The sequence below is a fragment of the [Pseudomonas] carboxydohydrogena genome, assembly GCF_029030725.1.
GTDB lineage: Bacteria > Pseudomonadota > Alphaproteobacteria > Rhizobiales > Xanthobacteraceae > Afipia > Afipia carboxydohydrogena.
Genome location: NZ_CP113162.1, coordinates 2,074,863 through 2,095,431 on the forward strand (window position 1 = coordinate 2,074,863; position 20,569 = coordinate 2,095,431).

Genomic DNA, 20,569 nt, shown 5'->3' on the forward strand with positions numbered 1-20,569 from the left:
CATGTCAATCAGATGACCCCGATCCGCTCGGCGATGGCGAACAGCCACGTCAAACCGGCGATGGCGAGCATGACGCCGACCGCGGCCGATCCCATGTCCTTGACCCGGCCGATCTGCGGGTCGTGATCCAGCGTCAGACGATCGGCCAGCTTCTCGATCGCGGTGTTGAGGAGCTCCACCACAAGCACGAGGAGGACGACAACCACCAATTCCACCTTGCGCGCGGACGTGACCCCGACCAGCCACGACAAGGGAAACGATGCGACCAGCGCGACAACCTCCTCGCGGATCGCCTGTTCGGAGCGAAACGCGAAGAGAAGCCCGTTAAGGCTGTTGATGGTCGCGCGCCAGACGCGCAGCACGTCAGAGGCCAGCCACCGCAGGCAGCGGTTGCGCCTTGCGCTCCCGGCCCTGCTTGAGGAATTCCGCGATCAGGAATGCCATGTCGATGGACTGTTCGGCATTCAGGCGCGGATCGCAGACCGTGTGGTAACGGTCGTTGAGATCCTCGTCGGTGATGGCGCGCGCGCCGCCGATGCACTCGGTGACGTCCTGACCGGTCATCTCCAGATGCACGCCGCCGGCATGGGTGCCTTCCGCCGCGTGAACCTCGAAGAACGACTTCAGTTCGGACAGGATGCGGTCGAACGGCCGCGTCTTGTAGCCACTGGTCGAGGTGATGGTGTTGCCGTGCATCGGATCGCACGACCATACCACCGCCTTGCCTTCGCGCTGCACCGCGCGGATGAAGTGCGGCAGCGTGTCGCCGACCTTGTCCGCGCCCGAGCGGTTGATGAGCGTCAGGCGGCCCGGCTCGTTATCCGGGTTGAGGATGTCGATCAGCTTCAGGAGTTCGTCCGGCTTCAGCGACGGGCCGCACTTCAGGCCGATCGGATTCTTGATGCCACGGAAATACTCGACATGCCCGTGGTCGAGCTGGCGTGTGCGGTCGCCGACCCAGAGCATGTGCCCGGAGGTCGCGTACCAGTCGCCGGTGGTGGAATCGACGCGCGTCAACGCCTGCTCGTAGCCGAGCAGCAGCGCCTCGTGGCTGGTGTAGAACTCGGTCGCGCGCAATTCCGGATGGCTCTCGAGATTGAGGCCGCAGGCGCGCATGAAGTTCAGCGCGTCGGAAATGCGGTCCGCCAATTCCTTGTAGCGGCGCGACTGCTGCGAATCTTTCACGAAGCCGAGCATCCACTGATGCACGCTGCCAAGATTGGCGAAGCCGCCGGTCGCGAACGCGCGCAGCAGGTTGAGCGTCGCCGCCGACTGCCGGTAGGCCGCAAGCTGACGGCGCGGATCGGGCACCCGCGCTTCCGCCGTGAAGGCGATGTCGTTGACGATGTCGCCGCGATAGCTCGGCAGCTCAACGCCGTTGATCTTCTCGGTCGGCGAGGAACGCGGCTTGGCGAACTGACCGGCGATACGGCCGACCTTCACCACCGGCAGCGCACCGGCATAGGTCAGCACCACCGCCATTTGCAGGAAGACGCGGAAGAAGTCGCGGATGTTGTTGGCGCCATGCTCGGCGAAGCTCTCGGCGCAATCGCCGCCCTGCAACAGGAAGGCTTCGCCGGCGGCCACGCGGGCCAGCGACTTCTTCAGGTTGCGCGCCTCGCCCGCAAAAACCAGAGGCGGAAAGGTCGCAAGCTGCCCCTCGACATCCGCCAACGCCTTCGCGTCCGGATATTCCGGCACCTGCAACACCGGTTTCTTGCGCCAGCTATCGGGCGTCCACCGCTCAGCCATAATCGAAAACTCCTGCCTGATCGTCCCATGATCGGCCGGGGCTTATATACACAGCCCATGGTCCGCTTTCCACCCGCAATTCGTCCTGTCTGGTCAACCAGTTAAGCGGGGGTCCGCGCCCTGCCCGGTCTTGAGCGGAATCCTGGCGCGAAAAGGCCGCCGCCAGTTAGGGACCGGCGGCGGCCTTGCGATCACCTGTCATTCCGGGAGGCGGCAAAGCCGCAGACCCGGAATCCAGAACGTCCGGATTCCGGGATCGCTCGCTTTGCTCGCGCCCCGGAATGACTCGTCGTCAGTCGGCGATGCGGATGCCCGCCGGACCGTTCACCTTCAGCGAGGCGCTCTTTTTCAGCTTCTTGCCGTCGAAGTCGAACACCATGATCTCGTTCTCGATCATGCACTGGACCAGCACCTTCCTGGCATCCTTGTTGAAGGTCACGCCCTGGCACCAGTGGCCGACATTCGTCTGCGTCACGAAGGACAGCTTCTTGTCCTTGAGGCGATAGATCTTCAGGAAGCCGTGGTCATTATAGATCGGCGCGGACCTGGACTTGTTCGAGCCGTTCATGACCGCAAGCGCAAGATACTGCCCGTCGCGCGAAAGCGTCATCCCCTCGGGCGTCGGGCCGACGGTAACCGCATCGATGGTGCGCGGCGGATTGGCCTTCACGTCGATGATGCTCACCGTGTCGTCATCGCCGTTGCCGTTGTTGAGGCCGAGATCGGCCACCACCGCCACGTCGCCCTTCGGCGACATGTTGATGCCGTAGGGCCGCAGACCCGCGCCGACATCGCGTTTGGTGTATTCGACCTTGTCGCCGTCGATCTTCAGCACCGACACCTTGTTGTCGCCGTCGCGGGTGACGAAAGCGAGCTTGCCGTCCGGGGTGAACGCCACCGCGCAGGGACCGGATTTCGGCGCGCCGAAATCGACCTTGCCGGCGGGCGTCAGCGTCTTGCCGCTGATCTTGAAGATCGAGACGGTGCCATCATTGCGATTGGCGACGAGCGCCAGATTTCCCGCGGGATTGATGGTGACGCCCGCAGCACCCGGACCTGCTTCCAGCGTCGCGGTCACGACCGGCGGCTTCGCCTTGAGGTCGATCACCGAGAGCCTGTTATCGGGCACGACCTTCTTGCTCTCGGCATCGACCTTCATCGCGCCGGTGACAAGCGCGATCGATTCATCCCTGGCGATGGCGACGCTGGTCGGCGGTCCCACCGCGCTGGCGGGCGCGGCCACCTCGCCGATGATCTTCGGCGGCGTCTGGTTGAGATCGATGATGGACACGGAATCCGCCACGAGCGGATTGCGCATCTCGGGCTTGCCGTCATTCAGCGCCGATTTGCCGTCATTGGCGGACACGGCGATCTGGGCCGTCGCCGCCACCGGCGTCAGCAACGCAAGCGCCACGACGAGGGCGCAGGTCTGCGGTACTCGATGAACCATGGATGTTCTCTCCCCCCGGTGTTTTTTGAGCAAGCCGGTACCCGGGCAGCCCCGGCCTGACAATGCAGCTAACACCGTCGCGGGTAAATTCGTCCACTACGAAGTTGGTCGGGAGTTATTCCGCCGCTTGCCGCACATGCCGCGCCGTGGGCGTGCGCATGGTGACGAGTTCTTCGGCGCTCGTCGGATGCAAGGCCATGGTGGCGTCGAAGTCGGCCTTGGTCGCCTTCATCCTGATGGCGATGGCCACCACCTGCGTCAATTCGGCAGCTTCGGGGCCGACGATATGGCAGCCGAGAACGCGATCCGTGGAGCCATCGACAATAAGCTTCATCAGCACGCGGCTTTCGCTGCCGGACATCGTCGCCTTGATCGGGCGGAAATCGACCTTGTAGATATCGACGCGGTCATACCGCGCCCGTGCCGCCTCTTCGGTGAGCCCCACCGTGCCGACCTGCGGCTGCGAGAACACCGCGGTCGGAATGCTGTCGTGATCGACCACGACCGGCTTGTGGCCGAACACCGTGTCGGCGAAGGCGTGCCCTTCCCTGATCGCCACCGGCGTCAGGTTGATGCGATGGGTGACGTCTCCCACCGCATAGATGTGCGCAACATTGGTGCGCGAATGCTCATCGACAGCGATGCCGCCGTTGGCGGGGTTGAGCGAAACGCCGGCCTTTTCCAGCCCCAGCCCGTTGACGCAAGGATGACGGCCGATGGCGAACATCACCTGATCGGCGGCGACGCTGGAACCGTTCGACAGATGCGCGGTGAAAGTGTCGCCGTGGCGTTCCACGCGATCGACCGTGCAGGAGGTCAGAAGCGTGACGCCCGCCTTCTCCATCTCGCCACGGACATGCCTGCGCACATCTTCGTCGAAGCCGCGCAGGATGTTGTCGCCGCGATAGATCAGCGTCACGTCCACGCCGAGGCCGTTGAAGATCGAGGCGAACTCGAGCGCGATATAGCCGCCGCCCTGGATGACGATGCGTTCGGGGAATTTCTCCAGATGGAAAACCTCGTTCGAGGAAATCACATGCTCGATGCCGGGAATCGCCGCGCCATGATTGGGCATGCCGCCGGTCGCGATCAGGACGTGTTCGGCTGTGACCTTTTCGCCGGTCGAGAGCCGCAGCGTGTGCGGGTCCTCGAACACCGCGCGCGCCTTCACCGTCCGCGCCCCGGCCTTTTCCAGATTGGTCGCATAGATGCCTTCGAGGCGCGCGATTTCCTTATCCTTGTTGGCGATCAGGGTGGTCCAGTCAAAATTCGCTTCGGGAATGGTCCAGCCAAACCCGGCGGCGTCCTTCACCTCGGTCGAGACCAGCGAGGCCAGCATCATCAGCTTCTTCGGCACGCAGCCGCGGATCACGCAGGTGCCGCCGAAGCGATATTCCTCGGCGATCATGACACGCGCGCCATAACCGGCGGCGATGCGGGCCGCGCGGACGCCGCCGGAGCCGCCCCCGATCACAAACAGATCGACGTCGAAGTTTGTCATGTCCTGCCCGCGCGCCCGAAGCCGGTCATTCGCGGGCATGCCGCGATGACCGGTATATTGGCGTCAGATGGCCTTGCCGCGCGCCTTCATCTCGGCGCGGAACTTGTCGATGATCTTCTGGGAGAAAGTCTGCGCCCACTGATCCATGAAATTGCGCGAGGCTGCGAAGATCTGCGGCTCCTGCTCGATCACTTTCTTGCCGAGTGGCGACTTGTACCAGGCGGCGATATCCTTCAACTCCTGTTCGGAGAAGCGGGAGGCATAGATTTTTGCGATCTCGTCGCCGATCTCCTTCTCGCCACCGACGAGATCCTTCGCCACCTTGGGCGCGAGTTCGTTGAGATCCTTCTGATAGTTGAGGTTGCTCGATACGAGCGTCCCCTTGGCGCGCTCGACAAGGCTCGGCACGGCCTCCTTGTAGAGTTCCTCGATATGCTTGTCGGCAAGGATCTGCCTGGCGGTCGCAATCGCCGCCGGCGACGGGTTGGGATTCGACTGCGCGAGAGCCGGGCCTGCCATCACGCCGACAAAGCCAGCCGCCAGAAGGGCGTAAATCGTCTTCTTCATTTCAAAGCTCCTCAAACCCGGCCTGCCGGCCGATCAACGATACGAAGCCCCTGCGATCCGGCCAGAATAACCGTCTTCGCAAGGCCGATGAACAATCCATGCTCCACCACACCGGGAATGGCGCTGAGCAGCGATGCAAGGCGCGGCGGGTCCGGGATGCGTCCCAGATGAGCGTCCACGATCCAGTGGCCGCCATCGGTGACAAAAGCATGGCCATCCTTGCCCTGCCGGAGGCTTATTTCGCCCCCGACCCCGGCCTGTGCGAATGCCGCCGCCAGCGCATGGCGGGTCGCCCCGAGGCCGAACGGGATGACTTCCACCGGCAACGGAAACCGTCCGAGCGTGTCCACCCATTTGCTGTCATCGGAAATCACCACCATCCGCGCCGAGGCCGCCGCGACGATCTTCTCGCGCAAAAGCGCGCCGCCGCCGCCCTTGATGAGATTGAGCGAGGGGTCGATTTCGTCGGCGCCATCGACGGTCAGATCAAGATGGTCGATCTCGTCGAGCGTCGTCAGCGGCACGCCGCAGCGTTCGGCATCGGCCCGCGTCACCTCGGAAGTCGGCACCCCGATCACGCGCAGGCCGTCACGCACGCGCTCGCCCAGCAATTCCACGAAATGCTTCGCCGTCGAGCCGGTGCCAAGGCCGAGTTGCATGCCGTTTTCGACATACGCCAGCGCCTGCGCGGCCGCGGCCCGTTTCAGTTCTTCCTTCGACATTGCGCCAGCACCCCCATCACCCGGACGGCGCGGCTTTCTACTCTCGATTTGTCCCGAGGAACAGGGTTGCGCCCCCTGAAATCCGCTGATTTTTCCTGCCCCTTGCGCTGGCGGCGGCTGCGCGGTAGCGAACAATTATGAGCAATCTCCCCCTCATTGTTTTCGATCTCGACGGCACGCTGGTGGATAGCGCGCCGGACCTCGTGAATGCCCTGAACTTCGTGCTGGAGCGCGAGGGGCTGTCCCCCGTTCCGCTCGCACCGGCACGGAAAATGATCGGCGCCGGCGCGCGCGCCATGATCGATCGGGCGCTGGAAGCCGAGGGCCGCGTCTGCACACCCGATTACGTTTCGAAAATGACCGACGATTTCATCGCGTTCTACGCCGATCACATCTCCGACAATACGCGCCCGTTTGAAGGCACCGAAGCCGCGCTCGACGAACTCGCACACCGGGGGCACCGGCTCGCCGTCTGCACGAACAAGCTCGAGTGGCTGTCCAACCGGCTGCTCAACAACCTGAACATGAGCGCGCGCTTCGCTGCGATCTGCGGCGCGGATACTTTCGGTGTCCAGAAACCCGACCCCGCCATCCTGCGCCAGACCATCGCCCGCGCGGGCGGCACTCCGGCGGCCGCGATCATGGTCGGCGATTCCGGGGCCGACATCGGCGTCGCCAAACGCGCCGGCGTTCCCGTCATCGCCGTCGATTTCGGCTACACGCCGATCGCGGTGAAGGATCTCGACCCCGACCGGCTGATCTCCCACATGCGCGATCTTCCGGCTACGGTGACGGACCTGCTTGTTGCCGCAAGTAATTGATATAGATCAATTTTAGGTCGCACCTTCAGAAGTCGCATTAACCGCGTCTGTTAAGATGCCGCGCCGTCCGGTTGCGCTCATATGCCGCGACCCCTATGCTTGTTGGCGGGGATTGTGTGCTTGGCCGTGGGGATCGTGTGCCAGCCACATCAAAAACGGATGTATCCATGCGTGTTGTTCTCATCGTTGCGGCAGGGCTCAGCCTTGCAGGCTGCTCCTCCACGGATTTGTTCAAATCCACGCCGCCGCAGGTGACCCTGCAACTGGATTCCACGCCTCCAGGGGCCGATGCGACGACATCCGTCGGGCCGGGATGTAAAACACCCTGTTCCGTACAGGTCCCGGCGGGAGAGAATTTCACCGTGACCTACGCGCTGGCGAAATATCAGCCCGCGACCATGGAGGTCACGGTCGTCAAGCAGTCCGGCGCCGATCCGATCCTCGACCCGAACCCGGTGGTCGCCGAGCTTCAGCCCGCCACCCCGCCCAAGAAGCCGAAACGCAAGCCGCATCCGAAACCGAAGGCGGCGGCTCCCGCGGCCCAGCCCGCACCTGCCGCGACCGCTTCACCGCCGCCCGCCGGCCTGTCGCCGTTCCCTCCGGTCCGCTGAACCGTTCGGTCTAAAAAGCCCCCCTGCGTCGGATCGCCGATTGTGCCAGGCCCTTGCAGCGCCTAAATAAAGCAGGTTGCCCGGCCGTGAGGACGGGCGGCCTATGCTGGCGGAACATGATGGACGCTCCTCTGGATACAACGGGCAAAACCACTCCGATGATCGATCCGTTCGGGCGGACGATCAGCTATCTGCGCGTCTCGGTGACCGACCGCTGCGACCTGCGCTGCTTCTACTGCATGTCCGAGGACATGACCTTCCTGCCCCGCAGCGATCTGCTCACGCTGGAAGAACTCGACCGGCTGTGTTCCGCCTTCATCGCCAGGGGCGTGCGCAAGCTGCGCCTCACCGGCGGCGAACCGCTGGTCCGCCGCAACGTGATGTCGCTGTTCCGCTCGCTCTCGCGCCATTTGCAGAGCGGTGCTCTGAAAGAACTGACGCTCACCAGCAACGGCTCTCAACTTGAGAAATATGCAGCCGAACTCGCCGATTGCGGCGTACGCCGGATCAACGTGTCGCTCGACACGCTCGACCGCGACAAGTTCCGCGCCATTACCCGCTGGGGCGACATCGACAAGGTGCTTGCCGGGATCAAGGCCGCGCAGCGCGCCGGTCTGCGGGTGAAGATCAACGCCGTCGCGCTCAAGAACATGAACGAGGACGAGATCCCGTCCCTGATGCGCTGGGCGCACGGCGAAGGCATGGACATGACGCTGATCGAGGTCATGCCGATGGGCGACATCAGCGGCGGCCGTCTCGACCAGTATGTGCCGCTGTCGATGGTGCGCTCACGTCTTGCGACCCAGTTCACGTTGGCCGACCTCTCCGAGAGTTCCGGCGGCCCCGCCCGCTACGTCCATGTCGGCGAGACCGGGGGCAAGCTCGGCTTCATCACCCCGCTGACGCATAATTTCTGCGAATCCTGCAACCGCGTCCGCATCACCTGCACGGGAACATTGCACACCTGCCTCGGTCAGGAGGATGCTTCCGACCTGCGCAAGCCGCTGCGTGCGTCGCCCGACGATACCCTGCTGAGCGCCACGATAGATCGTGCGATAGGCTTGAAACCCAAGGGCCATGATTTCGTGATCGACCGCCGCCACAATGGCCCGAGCGTCAGCCGCCACATGAGCGTAACTGGTGGTTGATATACCACCCCGATACCCCGGACATCTCCAAACTTCCAATTGACGCCAGCCTGAGGCGCTGATTGTGTGCCCCACTATTGTAGTGCCCGCAAGGTTGCCTGCTCCTATTGGAGCATAAGAAGCAACCGGCCGAGAGCATCTGGGGAATTAACAGAGTGGATATTCTTAAACTCACGCGCGCGGTGGATCGCGTCAGCGATGTCGCTGGCTATATCGCGAAGTGGCTGGTGCTGCTCGCCTGCCTCGTCAGCGCCGGCAACGCCGTCATCCGTTATCTGTTCAGCTACAGTTCCAACGGCTGGCTCGAAATCCAGTGGTACATGTTCGGCGGCATCGTCCTGCTCGGCGCGGCGCAGACGCTGCGGCTGAACGAGCATGTCCGCATCGACCTGCTCTACTCCAACGTATCCGACCGGGCCCGGCTGTGGATCGACGTCTTCGGTTTCGTCGTGTTCCTGCTGCCGGTCATGGCCTATCTGGTCTATCTGACGTGGCCGTTCTTCCTCAATTCATTCCGCTCCGGTGAAGTCTCGATGAACGCCGGCGGCCTGATCCTGTGGCCCGCCAAGATATTGCTGCCGACCGGCTTCGCGCTGCTGTTCCTGCAAGGCCTCGCCGAACTCGCCAAGCGCATCGCCGCCCTGAAGGGTGCGATCAAAATCGACACCCATTACGAAGCTCCGCTTCAATAGCCGCGAGAGACGACGATGTTTTCCCACGGCATCATGCCTCCTCTGATGTTCGGCACCATGATCTGCTTCATGGTGCTCGGCTTCCCCGTTGCGTTCTCGCTGAGCGCGGTCGGCCTGTTCTTCGGCATTATCGGCATCGAGACCGGCCATTTCGATCCGGCCTTCCTGCAAGCCCTGCCGTTCCGCTTCTACGGCATCATCTCCAACGACCTGCTGCTGTCGATTCCGTTCTTCACCTTCATGGGCGCCATTCTCGAGCGCTGCGGCCTCGCCGAAGATCTGCTCGAAGGAACCGGCCAGTTGTTCGGCAAGGTTCCGGGCGGTCTTGCCTATGCCGTCATTATCGTGGGCGCGATCCTCGGCGCCATCACCGGCACCGTCGCGGCATCCGTCATCGCGATGGGCGTGATCTCGCTGCCGATCATGATGCGCTACGGCTACGACATGAAGCTCGCCACCGGCGTGATCGCCGCGTCCGGCACCATCACCCAGCTCATTCCTCCCTCGCTGGTTCTGATCGTGCTCGCCGACCAGCTCGGCCGTTCGGTCGGCGACATGTATCTCGGCGCGATCGGCCCTTCGATCCTGCAAGTCCTGATCTTCCTCGGCTACATCGTGCTGCTGTCGATCATGCGGCCCAACGCGATGCCGCCGATTCCGGAATCGGCGCGCGAGCCGATGAACTGGCGGCTCGTCAGCCGCGTGCTGTGGGGCATGATCCCCTCCATCGTCCTGATCTTCCTCGTGCTCGGCACCATCGGCCTCGGCCTTGCGACGCCGACCGAAGCCGGAGCGATGGGCGCTGTCGGCGCGATCCTGCTCGCCGCCATGCATCGCCGCCTCACCTGGCCTCTGGTCGAACAGGCGATGACCTCGACGATGCGCCTCACCGCGATGGTGGTGTTCATCCTGATCGGCTCGACCTGCTTCAGCCTCGTCTTCCAGGGCATGGACGGCGCGCGCTGGATCGAGCACATGCTGACGGGGCTGCCGGGCGGCGTGGTCGGCTTCCTGATCTTCGTCAACATCTTCGTCTTCTTCCTGGCGTTCTTCCTCGACTTCTTCGAGATCGCCTTCATCATCATCCCCCTGCTCGCGCCCGTCGCGAGCAAGCTCGGCATCGACCTTGTCTGGTTCGGCGTGCTGCTCTGCGTGAACATGCAGACCTCGTTCATGCACCCGCCGTTCGGGTTCGCGCTGTTCTACCTGCGCGGCATCGCACCGCCGGAAGTGAAGAGCTCCGACATCTATTGGGGCGCGATGCCATGGGTGTTCATGCAGGTCATCCTGGTGATCGTCGTGATCTACTGGCCAGGCGCGGTGACCTACTGGATCGACACCAGCAAGGTCGATACCACCAACGTCAAGATCGAGATTCCGCAAATCGAAATGCCGAAACTCGATCTCGGAATACCCAACTTCAAGTAGCCGGCTATTCTGGAAAATTGATTTGAAAATGCGAAAGCCCGGCCTCACAGGCCGGGCTTTTACACGCCGTCAGACGTTTCCCGCATCAGCCGCGGCTTCGAGAGCGTATCTGGAAACTATCGAACGTCAGTTCGGCGACCTGCCACCACAGATACTCATCGTTGCGATAGGCCTGCATCGCATCGATCGACTGCTTGAAGCTCGGATTCTTGGCGGACAGGTCCGCCCACAATTCGTTCGTCGCCTTGAGCGCCTCTTCCAGAATGTCCTTGTTAAAGGGACGCAGCATCGTGCCGCTCGCGACAAGGCGCTTCAAGGCCGCCGGATTCTGCTCGTCATAACGCGCCGCCATATAGATGTTGGCGTTCGCCATCGCATTGGCGACGATCGCCTGATAGTTTTTCGGCAGCGAATTCCACTTCGCCAGATTGGTGAAGACATGGATCATCGGGCCGCCTTCCCAGAAGCCGGGATAATAATAGAACGGCGCGACCTTCTGGAATCCGAGCTTTTCGTCGTCGTAAGGCCCAACCCATTCGGCCGCGTCGATGGTGCCCTTTTCCAGCGCCGGATAGATGTCGCTGCCCGCGAGTTGCTGCGGCACGACGCCGAGCTTCGCCATCACCTGCCCGGCGATGCCGCCGATGCGCATCTTCAGGCCGCGCAGATCGGCGAGCGTCTTGATCTCCTTGCGAAACCAGCCACCCATCTGGGTGTTGGTGTTGCCGCACGGATGCGCGATCACGCCATACTTCTGGAAGAAGGCGTTGCCGAGCTGTTCGCCGCCGCCCTGGTACCACCATGAATTCTGCATCCGCGCGTTCAGCCCGAACGGCACGCAGGAATAGATCGCGAAGGTCGGGTCCTTGCCGACATAGTAGTAAGCCACGCTGTGGCTCATCTCGACGGTGCCGTTCGCGGCCGCGTCGAGTGCCTGCAAACCGGGAACGAGTTCGCCCGCGGCGAACACCTCGATCTGGAATTTGTTGTCGGTCATTTCGGCGACCTGCTTCGCCATCATCACGCCCGCGCCGAAAAGCGTATCGAGCGATTTCGGGAAGCTCGACGTCATCCGCCACTTGATGACGGGCATCGACTGCGCGATGGCCGGGGATGCAATGGATGCGCCTGCGGCACCCGCTGCCGACACTTTCAGAAAATCGCGACGCTTCATGAATATCCCCCGGACTATGCTGGAACCGGGTCTATCGGAATTACGCGCGCCAAAAAAGGATTATCGCCGGGCTCCCGCACGGGAGTGTCCCTGTGCAACGCAACAGAATATTCCGCGCAGCAAAAAGCCCGGCCTGAAAGGCCGGGCTTCGATTGGCTTTGCCGTGGACCGATCAGCCGCGGGTGCGCGAGCGGATCTGGAAGCTGTCGAAGGTGTATTCGGCGACCTGCCACCACAGATATTCGTCGCCGCGATACGCCTGCATCGCATCGATCGACTTCTTGAAATCCGCATTCTTCGCCGAGATTTCAGCCCACAGGGTGTTGGTGGCCTTCAGGGCCGCCTCCAGCACTTCATTGCTGAACGGGCGAAGCTGCGTGCCGCCCGCGACCAGACGCTTCAGCGCGCCGGGGTTTTGCAGATCGTAACGCGCGGCCATGAGCGTATTGGCGTTGGCGTTCGCGTTGGCCAGAATGGCCTGATAGTGCTTCGGCAGCGCATTCCACTTCTCAAGATTGGTGAGCGAGTGGACCATCAGGCCGCCTTCCCAGAAGCCGGGATAGTAGTAGTACGGCGCGACCTTGTTGAAGCCGAGCTTCTCGTCGTCATACGGACCGATCCACTCGGCCGCGTCGATGGTGCCCTTTTCCAGCGAGGGGTAGATGTCGCCGCCCGCAAGCTGCTGCGGCACGACGCCGAGCTTCGCCAGCACCTGCCCGGCAATGCCGCCGATGCGCATCTTCAGGCCAGAGAGATCGGCAACGGTCTTGATCTCCTTGCGGAACCAGCCGCCCATCTGGGTGCCGGTGTTGCCGCAGGGATGTGCGATCACGCCATGCTTCTTGAAGAAATCGTTGGCGAGCTGTTCGCCGCCGCCCTGATACCACCAGGAGTTCTGCATGCGCGCATTGAGGCCGAACGGGACAGCCGCATAGATCGCGAAGGTCGGGTCCTTGCCGACATAATAATAGGTTGCCGTATGGCACATTTCGACGGTGCCGTTCGAGGTGGCATCGAGCGCTTGCAGACCCGGCACGACTTCGCCAGCGGCGAAGACCTGGATCTGAAACTTGTTATCGGTCATTTCGGCGACCTGCTTCGCCATCAGCTCGGCCGCGCCATAAATCGTATCCAGCGACTTGGGGAAGCTGGACGTCAGCCGCCATTTGACCTCAGGCGACGATTGAGCAATCGCCGGCGAGGCGACGGCCGCCGTTGCTGCGCCCGCAGCCGTGACTTTGAGAAAATCGCGACGCTTCATATACTCCTACCTCCCTATGGCAGACCTTCGAGTCCGCTAAACTTGCCGTCTAGCACGGAACTTTCAAGTTCAAAACGCGACAAGTCGTGCAGCGATGCTAAACACAAGGTCGCATAAGAGCGGGCCTCGAAATTCTGCCGCTCAGGCAGCGGCCGTTTGCAACCGCAATCCGTTTTTGATCTTTTCGGCGATGGCACGATAGATTTCCGCATACTTGCCGGACGGATCGCTCTCCAGTACCGGGCGGCCCTCATCCGAGCCCTCGCGAATGGCGATATCGAGGGGTATTTCGCCCAGGAACGGAACGCCGAGCCGCTCCGCTTCATGCCGCGCCCCGCCATGCCCGAAGATATCGGACCTCGTATTGCAGTGCGGGCACAGGAAATAGCTCATGTTCTCGATAATGCCGAGGGTCGGAACGTCGACCTTCTTGAACATCGTGATTCCGCGCCGCGCGTCGATCAGGGCAAGATCCTGCGGCGTCGAGACGATGACCGCGCCCGCCAGCGGCACATGCTGGGCGAGCGAAAGCTGGACGTCGCCAGTCCCCGGCGGCATATCGACCACCAGCACGTCGAGTTCTCCCCAGGCGACATCCTGCAACATCTGCTTGACCGCCGACTGGATCATCGGCCCGCGCCAAATCATCGCGGTTTCTTCCGCCACCAGGAATCCGATCGACATCAGCGTCAGGCCGAAGCGCTGCAACGGGATCATCTTCTTGTCGTCGGTGAGCTTCGGCATCTCCTTGAGGCCCGTCAGCCTCGGCACCGACGGTCCGTAGATATCGGCGTCGAGCAGCCCGGTTTTCAGCCCGAGGTCACGCAGGCCGAGCGCGAGATTGAGGGCCGTTGTCGATTTGCCGACCCCGCCCTTGCCTGAAGCCACCGCGATGATGGTCTTGATGCCGGGAATGGCCTTCTGCCTGCCCATCGGCGAATCCCCGCCCGCGCCGTGATGATGCGAGGCCGCCGGCTTTACGCCACCTGCCGGCCCGGAGCCCGGGCGCCGCTCGGCCGTCAGCGCGACCATCACCGTCTTGATCCCCGGAAGGGCGCGTACCGCCGCCTCCGCCTGGGCCCTGATCGCTTCCCAGGCGCGGGCTTCCGCCGCATCCACCGTCAGGGAGAAAAACACCTTGCCGTCGATTGCCGTGATCTCGGACAAGACCTTCGCGGCCGGGAGCGGCACCCCCTGGGGGGTCTGAATCCTGGCTAAACTGCTCAAAACGTCGTCTTTGGTCACGCTCACGTCGGGGTCTCCTGCCAGCCGGATCGCGGGGTCTTTTCCCCCATGGCGGGCCTCCCCGTCTTCGCGATCGGAATCGTCATACCACCACGACACCGGCGGTACCACCGCTGCCCCGGCGGCATTTTTTCAGTCCAACCGGCCCAGAATTGATCCTCCTTAAAGCGGTGGATGAAGATTTTTGACGCGGAAAATTCTGCGACACGCAACAAAAATGACATAAAAGGTTCACACGAAGCGGTAGCGGGGATACATTCATGCGGTGGTTCAAGGCATTGATGCCAAAGGAACATTCGTTCTTTGAGCTATTTGCCAGACACTCCCGGACGCTCGTCGAGGGAGCGGAATCCCTCCAGGGCATGCTCCGGGGCGGGGCCGAAATCGAATTCTACTGCGACAAGATCAGCCAGTATGAGAACGAAGCCGACAACATCACCCGCGAGGTGATGATGGCGATCCGGCGCTCCTTCATCACGCCCTTCGACCGCGGCGACATCAAGAACCTCATCGCCGCGATGGACGACGCCATCGACCAGATGCAGCAGACCGCGAAAACGGTGCGGCTGTTCGAGGTCAAGGAATTCGACCAGCCGATGCAGGAGATGGGCGCCATTATCCAGCATTGCGCCGAACTCGTGGTGCGCGCCATCCCGCTCCTGCAATCGATCGGCGCCAACGTCGGCACGCTCTCCTCCATCACCGAGGAGTTGACACGGCTCGAAGGCAAGGTGGACGACCTGCACGATCTTGGCCTGAAGAAACTTTTCCTCAAGCACCGCAGCGGCAACGCCATGGACTACATCGTCGGCTCCGAAATCTACGATCATCTCGAGAAAGTCGCGGACCGTTTCGACGACGTCGCCAACGAGATCAACAGCATCGTGATTGAACAGGTCTGACCGGACAATCTCGTGACCGCTTCACTCACGCCCCAGTTCCTGATCGGCCTGATCGCGGTCGCGCTGCTGTTCGACTTTCTCAACGGCCTGCACGATGCAGCGAATTCGATCGCAACCATCGTTTCCACGCGCGTTCTCAAGCCGCAATATGCGGTGCTGTGGGCGGCCTTCTTCAATTTCATCGCGTTCCTGTTTTTCGGCCTCCACGTCGCCGAGACGCTGGGGACCGGCATCATCGATCCCGGCATCGTCGATCCGCATGTGATCTTCGCAGCCCTGATGGGCGCGATCAGCTGGAATCTCATCACCTGGTGGGCGGGTATTCCCTCCTCCAGCTCCCATGCGTTGATCGGCGGGCTGGTCGGCGCGGGATTCGCCAAGGCCGGCATCGCCGCCATGGAATGGTCGGGACTCACCAAAGCCATTGTTGCGATCTTCCTGTCTCCGATGGTTGGATTCGTGCTCGCGCTCATCCTGATGGTGGTCGTGGCGTGGTGCTCCGCGCGCTCCACGCCTTTCATGGTGGACAGCGCCTTCCGCATCCTGCAATTCGGCTCCGCATCGCTCTATTCGCTCGGCCATGGCGGCAACGATGCGCAAAAGACCATGGGCATCATCGCGATCCTGCTGTTCTCGCAGGGCTATGGCGGCGACCATTTTCATGTCCCGCTCTGGGTCGTTCTGGCCTGCCAGACGGCGATGGCGCTCGGCACCCTGATGGGCGGCTGGCGGATCGTGCGCACCATGGGCAGCCGCATCACCCACCTCAATCCGATGCAGGGCTTCTGCGCCGAAACAGGCGGCGCGCTGACGCTGTTTGCGGCGACCGCGCTCGGCGTTCCGGTTTCGACCACCCACACCATCACCGGCGCCATTGTCGGCGTCGGCTCGGCGCGACGGCTCTCCGCCGTCCGCTGGAACATCGCAAGCTCCATCGTGGTGGCGTGGATCATCACCATTCCCGCCGCCGCCACCGTCGCGGCTCTTGTGTATTGGCTCGTTCCGATCTTTCATTAGCTCCCCCGCGAGATGGAGCGCCGATGATCAGCAACATCAGCAACGTCGAAATCCTTCTTCGGCTGGCCGCCGCCGCCGCTCTGGGCAGCATGGTCGGCTTCGAACGCGAACGCCTGCTCTGGGCCGCCGGCATCCGCACCCACATGCTGGTGTGCGTCGGCTCCTGTCTGATCATGATCGTGTCGGCCTATGGATTCGCGGGCGTACTCGACCAGCAGCACACCGTGCTGGACCCTTCCCGCATCGCAGCCCAGGTGGTCTCCGGCATCGGCTTTCTCGGCGCGGGTTCGATCCTCGCGCGCGGCGAGATCATCAAGGGGCTGACCACGGCGGCCAGCATCTGGACCGTCGCGGCGATCGGACTCGCCATCGGCGGCGGCCTTTACTTCGCCGGCACCGCCTCCACCATCCTGATCCTGATCATTCTGGCCGGTGTGAAGCCGCTGGAGGAGGCCTATCGGGCCCGCAACCAGACCGTCCATTTCAAGATCTCGGCGGAGCGCGGCGCGCTGACCCCGGAGGAATTGCGTCAGACACTGTCGCTGCGGGTCAGCCAGATCAAACGCTTCGTGGTGGAAAATCGCAGCGGAGACGAGGGTAACGACGAAATCCTCGTCCTTTTGAACAAGGTCTCCTCGCAGGATATCGCGGATTTCAAAAACAGGTTGAACGAGGTTCCGGCGATCCGCCGGGTCGACCTCATCAGCCGCTCGGCTGCCGACAACTCGTCCGCCACCTGATCCCGTTCGGCTCATACCGAAAAGGCACGGCCGCATGGCGGCGGCACGCCGCAAATTTACTTTTCATTAACCTGATTAAATCTGTCTTTAAGGCCCCTCTTAAGAATTTCCCGCCAGAAATGGAGGCGGGAAAATCCGTGCCCTGCGCGTACCGGGAATTTGTTTGTAAATGAGTGATCTCGTGCCCTCTCCGGCCGATAGCGTGGCCGCTGCGCCTGCCAGGACGCGGCGCGTGGCCGCCCAGCGTGTGAGGGAAGCGCGCGACCGCCTGACCTCGTCGAGCGGCACCCGGCCCGCATTCGATCACGAACTGCTGCGTCAATATGCCCAGACGCGCATGTCCGCCTCGCTCGTGGTGATCCTGCTCGTCGTCGCGACGGGAGCGCTCACCAGCCTCTGGTTGCCGGCGCTGTATGCGGGCATCTGGACCTGCGGGATTCTGGCGATTCATGCCGTCGTCATCCGCCTCTGCTCGATATTCCTGAACCTGCCGCCGTCGCCCGCGACCACGCGCAAATGGCGGCTCCGTTTCGTGGCGCTCGACCTGCTCTACGGTCTCGGCTGGACGCTGATCCTGGTTCATCCCTCCGGCATCGACGCGGTGTCGAACACGTTGATGCTGTTCCTGATGCTGCTCGTCGTCGCGGTGTCGAGCATGCTCGCGGCAAGCCTGCCGATCGCGGCCTTCGCCTCGACCATTCCGGTGACGGCGGCGATCGCGCTGAATTTCGTGCTTCGCGGAACGCTCGACGCCTACATTCTCGCGGCGCTTGCGGTCGCGGCAGAATGCTATTTCGCCCTGCTCGCCCACCGCCTGCACTCGACCACGCTGGCCACGCTGGAAGCGCGCGCCGAAAAGGACGCGCTGATCGGCGAGCTTGAACAGGCCAAGGCCATCTCGGATGAAGCGCGGCACCGTGCCGAGGCCGCCAACGTCTCGAAGTCGCGTTTTCTCGCGCAGATGAGTCACGAACTGCGCACGCCGCTCAACGCCATTCTCGGCTTTTCCGAGGTAATGAAGAGCGAGATTTTCGGCCCGCATGAAGTCGCCGTCTACAAGGACTATTCCGCCGACATCCATAATTCAGGCGTGCACCTTCTCAATCTCATCAACGAGATCCTCGATCTGTCGCGCATCGAGGCCGGCCGCTACGAGCTGAACGAGGAGCCGTTCTCGCTCGTCCATGTCGTCGCCGATTGTCACCACCTTCTGAAGCTGCGCGCATCGAGCCGGGGCATCACCATCCACGAAGTCTTCGAGGATGAAATGCCCAAGCTGTGGGGCGACGAGCGCGCCACGCGCCAGATCGTGCTGAATCTTTTGTCCAACGCCATCAAGTTCACCCCGCAGGGCGGCGAGATCTGGCTGAAATCAGGCTGGACCGCATCCGGCGGGCAGTACCTCAGCGTCAAGGACACCGGCTCCGGCATTCCCGAGGATGAAATCCCGATCGTGCTGGCATCCTTCGGGCAAGGCTCGAACTCGATCAAGTCGGCCGAGCAAGGCGCGGGCCTCGGCCTGCCGATCGCCAAGAACCTGATCGACATGCACGGCGGCACCTTCACGCTGAAATCGAAGCTGCGCATCGGCACCGAGGTCATTATCACCTTCCCGCCCGAGCGGGTGATGGCGGCGCTGGCCCCGATGCCGGAGGGCCCGCCGCTGCAACCGGACCAGTCCGACATGACCGACGAACGGCACCGGCCGCGCGGACGCCCCATCATGAATGCGGGAACGGGACTCTGAGCCATGGCGGCGACACGCACGGCTTGCGCCGAGACATTGGGGGGCCTTTATAGGAGGCATGAGCTACGAGTCGCCGTGCATCTCCGTCTGCGTGATGAGCCCCGAGACCGGGCTATGTCTGGGCTGCGGCCGGACGATATCGGAGATTTCAGACTGGGCCGCTCTCACGCCCGAGGAGCGAGCCGCGATCATGGTCACATTGGTACGGCGCATGGCCGATGCCGGCATGAACGTGCCGCCCGCGCTGGTGCGCTGGCTCGAGGTCAGTTGCTGATCTCCAACAGCGCCAAGGCAGACGGCATCATGGCGGGCGCATCATGATCCGGCTTCTAACGGTCATCATCGTCCTGCTCGGCACCGCCGGCTCGATCTACGCCGTGCAGAATCCGAGCGGCTTCGAGAGCGCCAAGCGCACCGCGCTGAACGCAGTCAGCCATTACACCCGCGGCAATACCCGCGCGGTGGAAATTTCCCGCACCCATAGCGGTGAATTCGCGCTCCGCGCCAGGATCAATGGTGTCAAGACGCCGATGGTGATCGACACCGGTGCGACATCGGTCGTGCTCACTTACGAGACCGCGAAAGCCGCGGGCCTGCCGCTCGATCTCGCGACCTATGATGTCGAGGTCGAGACCGCGGGTGGTCACGTCCGCGCGGCGCGCGTCACGCTCGACCGGCTGGCGGTCGGAAAACTTGTCGAACTGTCGGTGCCTGCGCTCGTGGTGCCGCGCGGCCGGCTGAAAACCAACCTGCTCGGCATGAGCTTCCTCAACAGGCTTGAAAGCTGGGAAGTCCGCCCCGACAGGCTGCTGCTGCGCGGCTATCCCTAATCAGGCAGCGGCGCCTTCAGTCTCGGCGGGTGCAATCAGTTTCAAAGCGTTGCGCAACTGCTCAACGCCTGCATCGGCCTTCACGCAATTTTCCGCCAGCGCGCGGCGGAATGCCCGCGCACCGGCCACGCCATGAAACGCGCCGACCATGTGGCGGGTAATCGCGTGCAACCGCGTGCCGCGCGTGCGCTCCCGCTCGATATAGGGATACATCGACTCGATGGCTTCATGCATCGAGGCGTGGGGCGCTGACGCACCAAACAGGTCGGGATCGACAGCGAGCAACCGCCACGGTTCATGATAGGCGGCGCGGCCGAGCATGACCCCATCGACGTGCCTGAGATGATCCTTCGCCTGCGCGATCGATGCGATGCCGCCGTTGATCGAGATCGTCACGTCCGGCATCGCCGCCTTCAGCCGATAGACCCGACCATAATCGAGCGGCGGAATGTCCCTGTTCTGCTTCGGCGACAATCCATCGAGCCACGCCTTGCGGGCGTGCACGATCAAGACATCGGCGCCTGCCGCCACCACGCTTCGCGCAAGCACGTCGAGCGCCTGTTCCGGGTCCTGATTGTCGACGCCGATGCGGCACTTCACCGTGACCGGCACGCGGACCGCAGCCTTCATCGCCGCCACGCAATCGCCGACCAGTTGCGGCACCATCATCAGGCAGGCGCCGAAGCGGCCATCCTGCACGCGGTCCGAGGGACAGCCGACATTGAGATTGATCTCGTCGTAACCAAAACTTTCGCCGATCTTCGCACTCTCCGCGAGATCGCGCGGATTGGACCCGCCCAGTTGCAGCGCCACCGGATGCTCGCAGGCATCAAAACCCAGCAGCCGCTCGCGGTCGCCGCGGATCACCGCGCCCGTCGTCAGCATCTCGGTATACACCAGCGCCCTGCGCGTCAGCGCACGATGGAAGACGCGGCAATGCCGGTCGGTCCAGTCCATCATT

General features: G+C 62.9%; 21 protein-coding genes. 11 read left to right on the top strand and 10 right to left on the bottom strand.

The genetic code is table 11. The annotated features are described in order from the left end of the window. Positions 1–8: 8 nt before the first annotated feature. From AFIC_RS10025 to rpiA, 6 genes are all read right to left on the bottom strand, one after another. Positions 9–362, bottom strand: a complete 354-nt coding sequence (locus tag AFIC_RS10025) for a diacylglycerol kinase (RefSeq protein ID WP_275246088.1) — start codon at positions 360–362, stop codon at positions 9–11. 1 nt (position 363) lies between these two features. Continuing rightward, positions 364–1,752 carry a class II 3-deoxy-7-phosphoheptulonate synthase gene (locus AFIC_RS10030; protein WP_275246089.1) on the bottom strand — a complete coding sequence of 463 codons (1,389 nt, stop codon included), beginning with the start codon at positions 1,750–1,752 and terminating at the stop codon, positions 364–366. A gap of 292 nt (positions 1,753–2,044) precedes the next feature. Next, entirely contained in the window at positions 2,045–3,202 is a 1,158-nt protein-coding gene (locus AFIC_RS10035) for a YncE family protein (RefSeq protein WP_275246090.1), read from the bottom strand. 115 nt (positions 3,203–3,317) lie between these two features. Continuing rightward, positions 3,318–4,703 (bottom strand): glutathione-disulfide reductase, encoded by a 1,386-nt coding sequence (gor, locus tag AFIC_RS10040; protein WP_275246091.1) that lies wholly within the window; start codon positions 4,701–4,703, stop codon positions 3,318–3,320. Between the two features lie 63 nt (positions 4,704–4,766). After that, positions 4,767–5,270 (bottom strand): DUF2059 domain-containing protein, encoded by a 504-nt coding sequence (locus AFIC_RS10045; RefSeq protein ID WP_275246092.1) that lies wholly within the window; start codon positions 5,268–5,270, stop codon positions 4,767–4,769. Between the two features lie 11 nt (positions 5,271–5,281). Further along, the gene (gene rpiA / locus AFIC_RS10050) at positions 5,282–5,992 is read right to left on the bottom strand and encodes a ribose-5-phosphate isomerase RpiA (protein ID WP_275246093.1); all 711 of its coding nucleotides are present in this window, start codon (positions 5,990–5,992) and stop codon (positions 5,282–5,284) included. A 137-nt stretch (positions 5,993–6,129) separates the two neighbouring features. On the opposite strand from rpiA, the gene AFIC_RS10055 reads away from it, so the two are divergent. The 5 genes from AFIC_RS10055 to AFIC_RS10075 all read left to right on the top strand — a co-directional run bounded on the left by AFIC_RS10055 (position 6,130) and on the right by AFIC_RS10075 (position 10,692). Continuing rightward, entirely contained in the window at positions 6,130–6,813 is a 684-nt protein-coding gene (locus tag AFIC_RS10055) for an HAD-IA family hydrolase (protein WP_275246095.1), read from the top strand. Positions 6,814–6,980: 167 nt separating this feature from the next. Then, positions 6,981–7,424: a PEGA domain-containing protein gene (locus AFIC_RS10060; RefSeq protein WP_275246096.1), complete on the top strand. Its 444-nt coding sequence runs from the start codon at positions 6,981–6,983 to the stop codon at positions 7,422–7,424. Positions 7,425–7,540: 116 nt separating this feature from the next. Further along, entirely contained in the window at positions 7,541–8,572 is a 1,032-nt protein-coding gene (gene moaA / locus AFIC_RS10065) for a GTP 3',8-cyclase MoaA (protein WP_275246097.1), read from the top strand. A gap of 182 nt (positions 8,573–8,754) precedes the next feature. Next, a complete protein-coding gene (locus tag AFIC_RS10070) occupies positions 8,755–9,264 on the top strand; it encodes a TRAP transporter small permease subunit (RefSeq protein ID WP_420833391.1) in 510 nt (169 codons plus the stop codon). A gap of 15 nt (positions 9,265–9,279) precedes the next feature. After that, the gene (locus tag AFIC_RS10075) at positions 9,280–10,692 is read left to right on the top strand and encodes a TRAP transporter large permease (protein ID WP_275246099.1); all 1,413 of its coding nucleotides are present in this window, start codon (positions 9,280–9,282) and stop codon (positions 10,690–10,692) included. A gap of 85 nt (positions 10,693–10,777) precedes the next feature. Here the strand turns inward: AFIC_RS10075 and AFIC_RS10080 are convergent, their stop codons facing one another. The 3 genes from AFIC_RS10080 to AFIC_RS10090 form a co-directional block, all read right to left on the bottom strand. Continuing rightward, positions 10,778–11,866: a TRAP transporter substrate-binding protein gene (locus AFIC_RS10080; protein WP_275246100.1), complete on the bottom strand. Its 1,089-nt coding sequence runs from the start codon at positions 11,864–11,866 to the stop codon at positions 10,778–10,780. 172 nt (positions 11,867–12,038) lie between these two features. Continuing rightward, a complete protein-coding gene (locus AFIC_RS10085) occupies positions 12,039–13,127 on the bottom strand; it encodes a TRAP transporter substrate-binding protein (protein WP_275246101.1) in 1,089 nt (362 codons plus the stop codon). Positions 13,128–13,268: 141 nt separating this feature from the next. Next, positions 13,269–14,378, bottom strand: coding sequence for an Mrp/NBP35 family ATP-binding protein (locus AFIC_RS10090; protein WP_275246102.1), 1,110 nt, complete (start codon positions 14,376–14,378; stop codon positions 13,269–13,271). A 254-nt stretch (positions 14,379–14,632) separates the two neighbouring features. Here AFIC_RS10090 and AFIC_RS10095 point away from each other — a divergent pair, with 254 nt between their 5' ends. The 6 genes from AFIC_RS10095 to AFIC_RS10120 all read left to right on the top strand — a co-directional run bounded on the left by AFIC_RS10095 (position 14,633) and on the right by AFIC_RS10120 (position 19,608). After that, positions 14,633–15,274, top strand: a complete 642-nt coding sequence (locus AFIC_RS10095; RefSeq protein WP_275246103.1) for a DUF47 domain-containing protein — start codon at positions 14,633–14,635, stop codon at positions 15,272–15,274. A gap of 12 nt (positions 15,275–15,286) precedes the next feature. Further along, positions 15,287–16,291: an inorganic phosphate transporter gene (locus AFIC_RS10100; protein WP_275246104.1), complete on the top strand. Its 1,005-nt coding sequence runs from the start codon at positions 15,287–15,289 to the stop codon at positions 16,289–16,291. Positions 16,292–16,314: 23 nt separating this feature from the next. Further along, complete coding sequence (locus AFIC_RS10105) at positions 16,315–17,031, top strand: MgtC/SapB family protein (RefSeq protein WP_275246105.1); 717 nt, start codon at positions 16,315–16,317, stop codon at positions 17,029–17,031. Between the two features lie 169 nt (positions 17,032–17,200). After that, positions 17,201–18,778 (top strand): sensor histidine kinase, encoded by a 1,578-nt coding sequence (locus AFIC_RS10110; protein ID WP_275246106.1) that lies wholly within the window; start codon positions 17,201–17,203, stop codon positions 18,776–18,778. A 58-nt stretch (positions 18,779–18,836) separates the two neighbouring features. Then, positions 18,837–19,052, top strand: coding sequence for a DUF1289 domain-containing protein (locus AFIC_RS10115; RefSeq protein WP_275246107.1), 216 nt, complete (start codon positions 18,837–18,839; stop codon positions 19,050–19,052). Positions 19,053–19,095: 43 nt separating this feature from the next. After that, a complete protein-coding gene (locus tag AFIC_RS10120; protein ID WP_275246108.1) occupies positions 19,096–19,608 on the top strand; it encodes a TIGR02281 family clan AA aspartic protease in 513 nt (170 codons plus the stop codon). On the opposite strand, the gene dusA is transcribed toward AFIC_RS10120, so the two are convergent. Further along, entirely contained in the window at positions 19,609–20,568 is a 960-nt protein-coding gene (gene dusA / locus AFIC_RS10125; RefSeq protein WP_420833324.1) for a tRNA dihydrouridine(20/20a) synthase DusA, read from the bottom strand. It lies immediately after the preceding gene. Between the last annotated feature and the right edge of the window lies 1 nt (position 20,569).

Bases quoted from the DNA above. Each gene is read 5' to 3' on its own strand.
- dusA (WP_420833324.1), bottom strand. From the start codon at position 20,568: ATGATGGACTGGACCGACCGGCATTGCCGCGTCTTCCATCGTGCGCTG.
- AFIC_RS10095 (WP_275246103.1), top strand. From the start codon at position 14,633: ATGCGGTGGTTCAAGGCATTGATGCCAAAGGAACATTCGTTCTTTGAG.
- AFIC_RS10115 (WP_275246107.1), top strand. From the start codon at position 18,837: ATGAGCTACGAGTCGCCGTGCATCTCCGTCTGCGTGATGAGCCCCGAG.
- AFIC_RS10035 (WP_275246090.1), bottom strand. From the start codon at position 3,202: ATGGTTCATCGAGTACCGCAGACCTGCGCCCTCGTCGTGGCGCTTGCG.
- rpiA (WP_275246093.1), bottom strand. From the start codon at position 5,992: ATGTCGAAGGAAGAACTGAAACGGGCCGCGGCCGCGCAGGCGCTGGCG.
- AFIC_RS10080 (WP_275246100.1), bottom strand. From the start codon at position 11,866: ATGAAGCGTCGCGATTTTCTGAAAGTGTCGGCAGCGGGTGCCGCAGGC.
- AFIC_RS10055 (WP_275246095.1), top strand. From the start codon at position 6,130: ATGAGCAATCTCCCCCTCATTGTTTTCGATCTCGACGGCACGCTGGTG.
- moaA (WP_275246097.1), top strand. From the start codon at position 7,541: ATGATGGACGCTCCTCTGGATACAACGGGCAAAACCACTCCGATGATC.
- AFIC_RS10105 (WP_275246105.1), top strand. From the start codon at position 16,315: ATGATCAGCAACATCAGCAACGTCGAAATCCTTCTTCGGCTGGCCGCC.
- AFIC_RS10110 (WP_275246106.1), top strand. From the start codon at position 17,201: ATGAGTGATCTCGTGCCCTCTCCGGCCGATAGCGTGGCCGCTGCGCCT.
- AFIC_RS10120 (WP_275246108.1), top strand. From the start codon at position 19,096: ATGATCCGGCTTCTAACGGTCATCATCGTCCTGCTCGGCACCGCCGGC.
- AFIC_RS10030 (WP_275246089.1), bottom strand. From the start codon at position 1,752: ATGGCTGAGCGGTGGACGCCCGATAGCTGGCGCAAGAAACCGGTGTTG.
- AFIC_RS10085 (WP_275246101.1), bottom strand. From the start codon at position 13,127: ATGAAGCGTCGCGATTTTCTCAAAGTCACGGCTGCGGGCGCAGCAACG.
- AFIC_RS10045 (WP_275246092.1), bottom strand. From the start codon at position 5,270: ATGAAGAAGACGATTTACGCCCTTCTGGCGGCTGGCTTTGTCGGCGTG.
- AFIC_RS10060 (WP_275246096.1), top strand. From the start codon at position 6,981: ATGCGTGTTGTTCTCATCGTTGCGGCAGGGCTCAGCCTTGCAGGCTGC.
- gor (WP_275246091.1), bottom strand. From the start codon at position 4,703: ATGACAAACTTCGACGTCGATCTGTTTGTGATCGGGGGCGGCTCCGGC.
- AFIC_RS10075 (WP_275246099.1), top strand. From the start codon at position 9,280: ATGTTTTCCCACGGCATCATGCCTCCTCTGATGTTCGGCACCATGATC.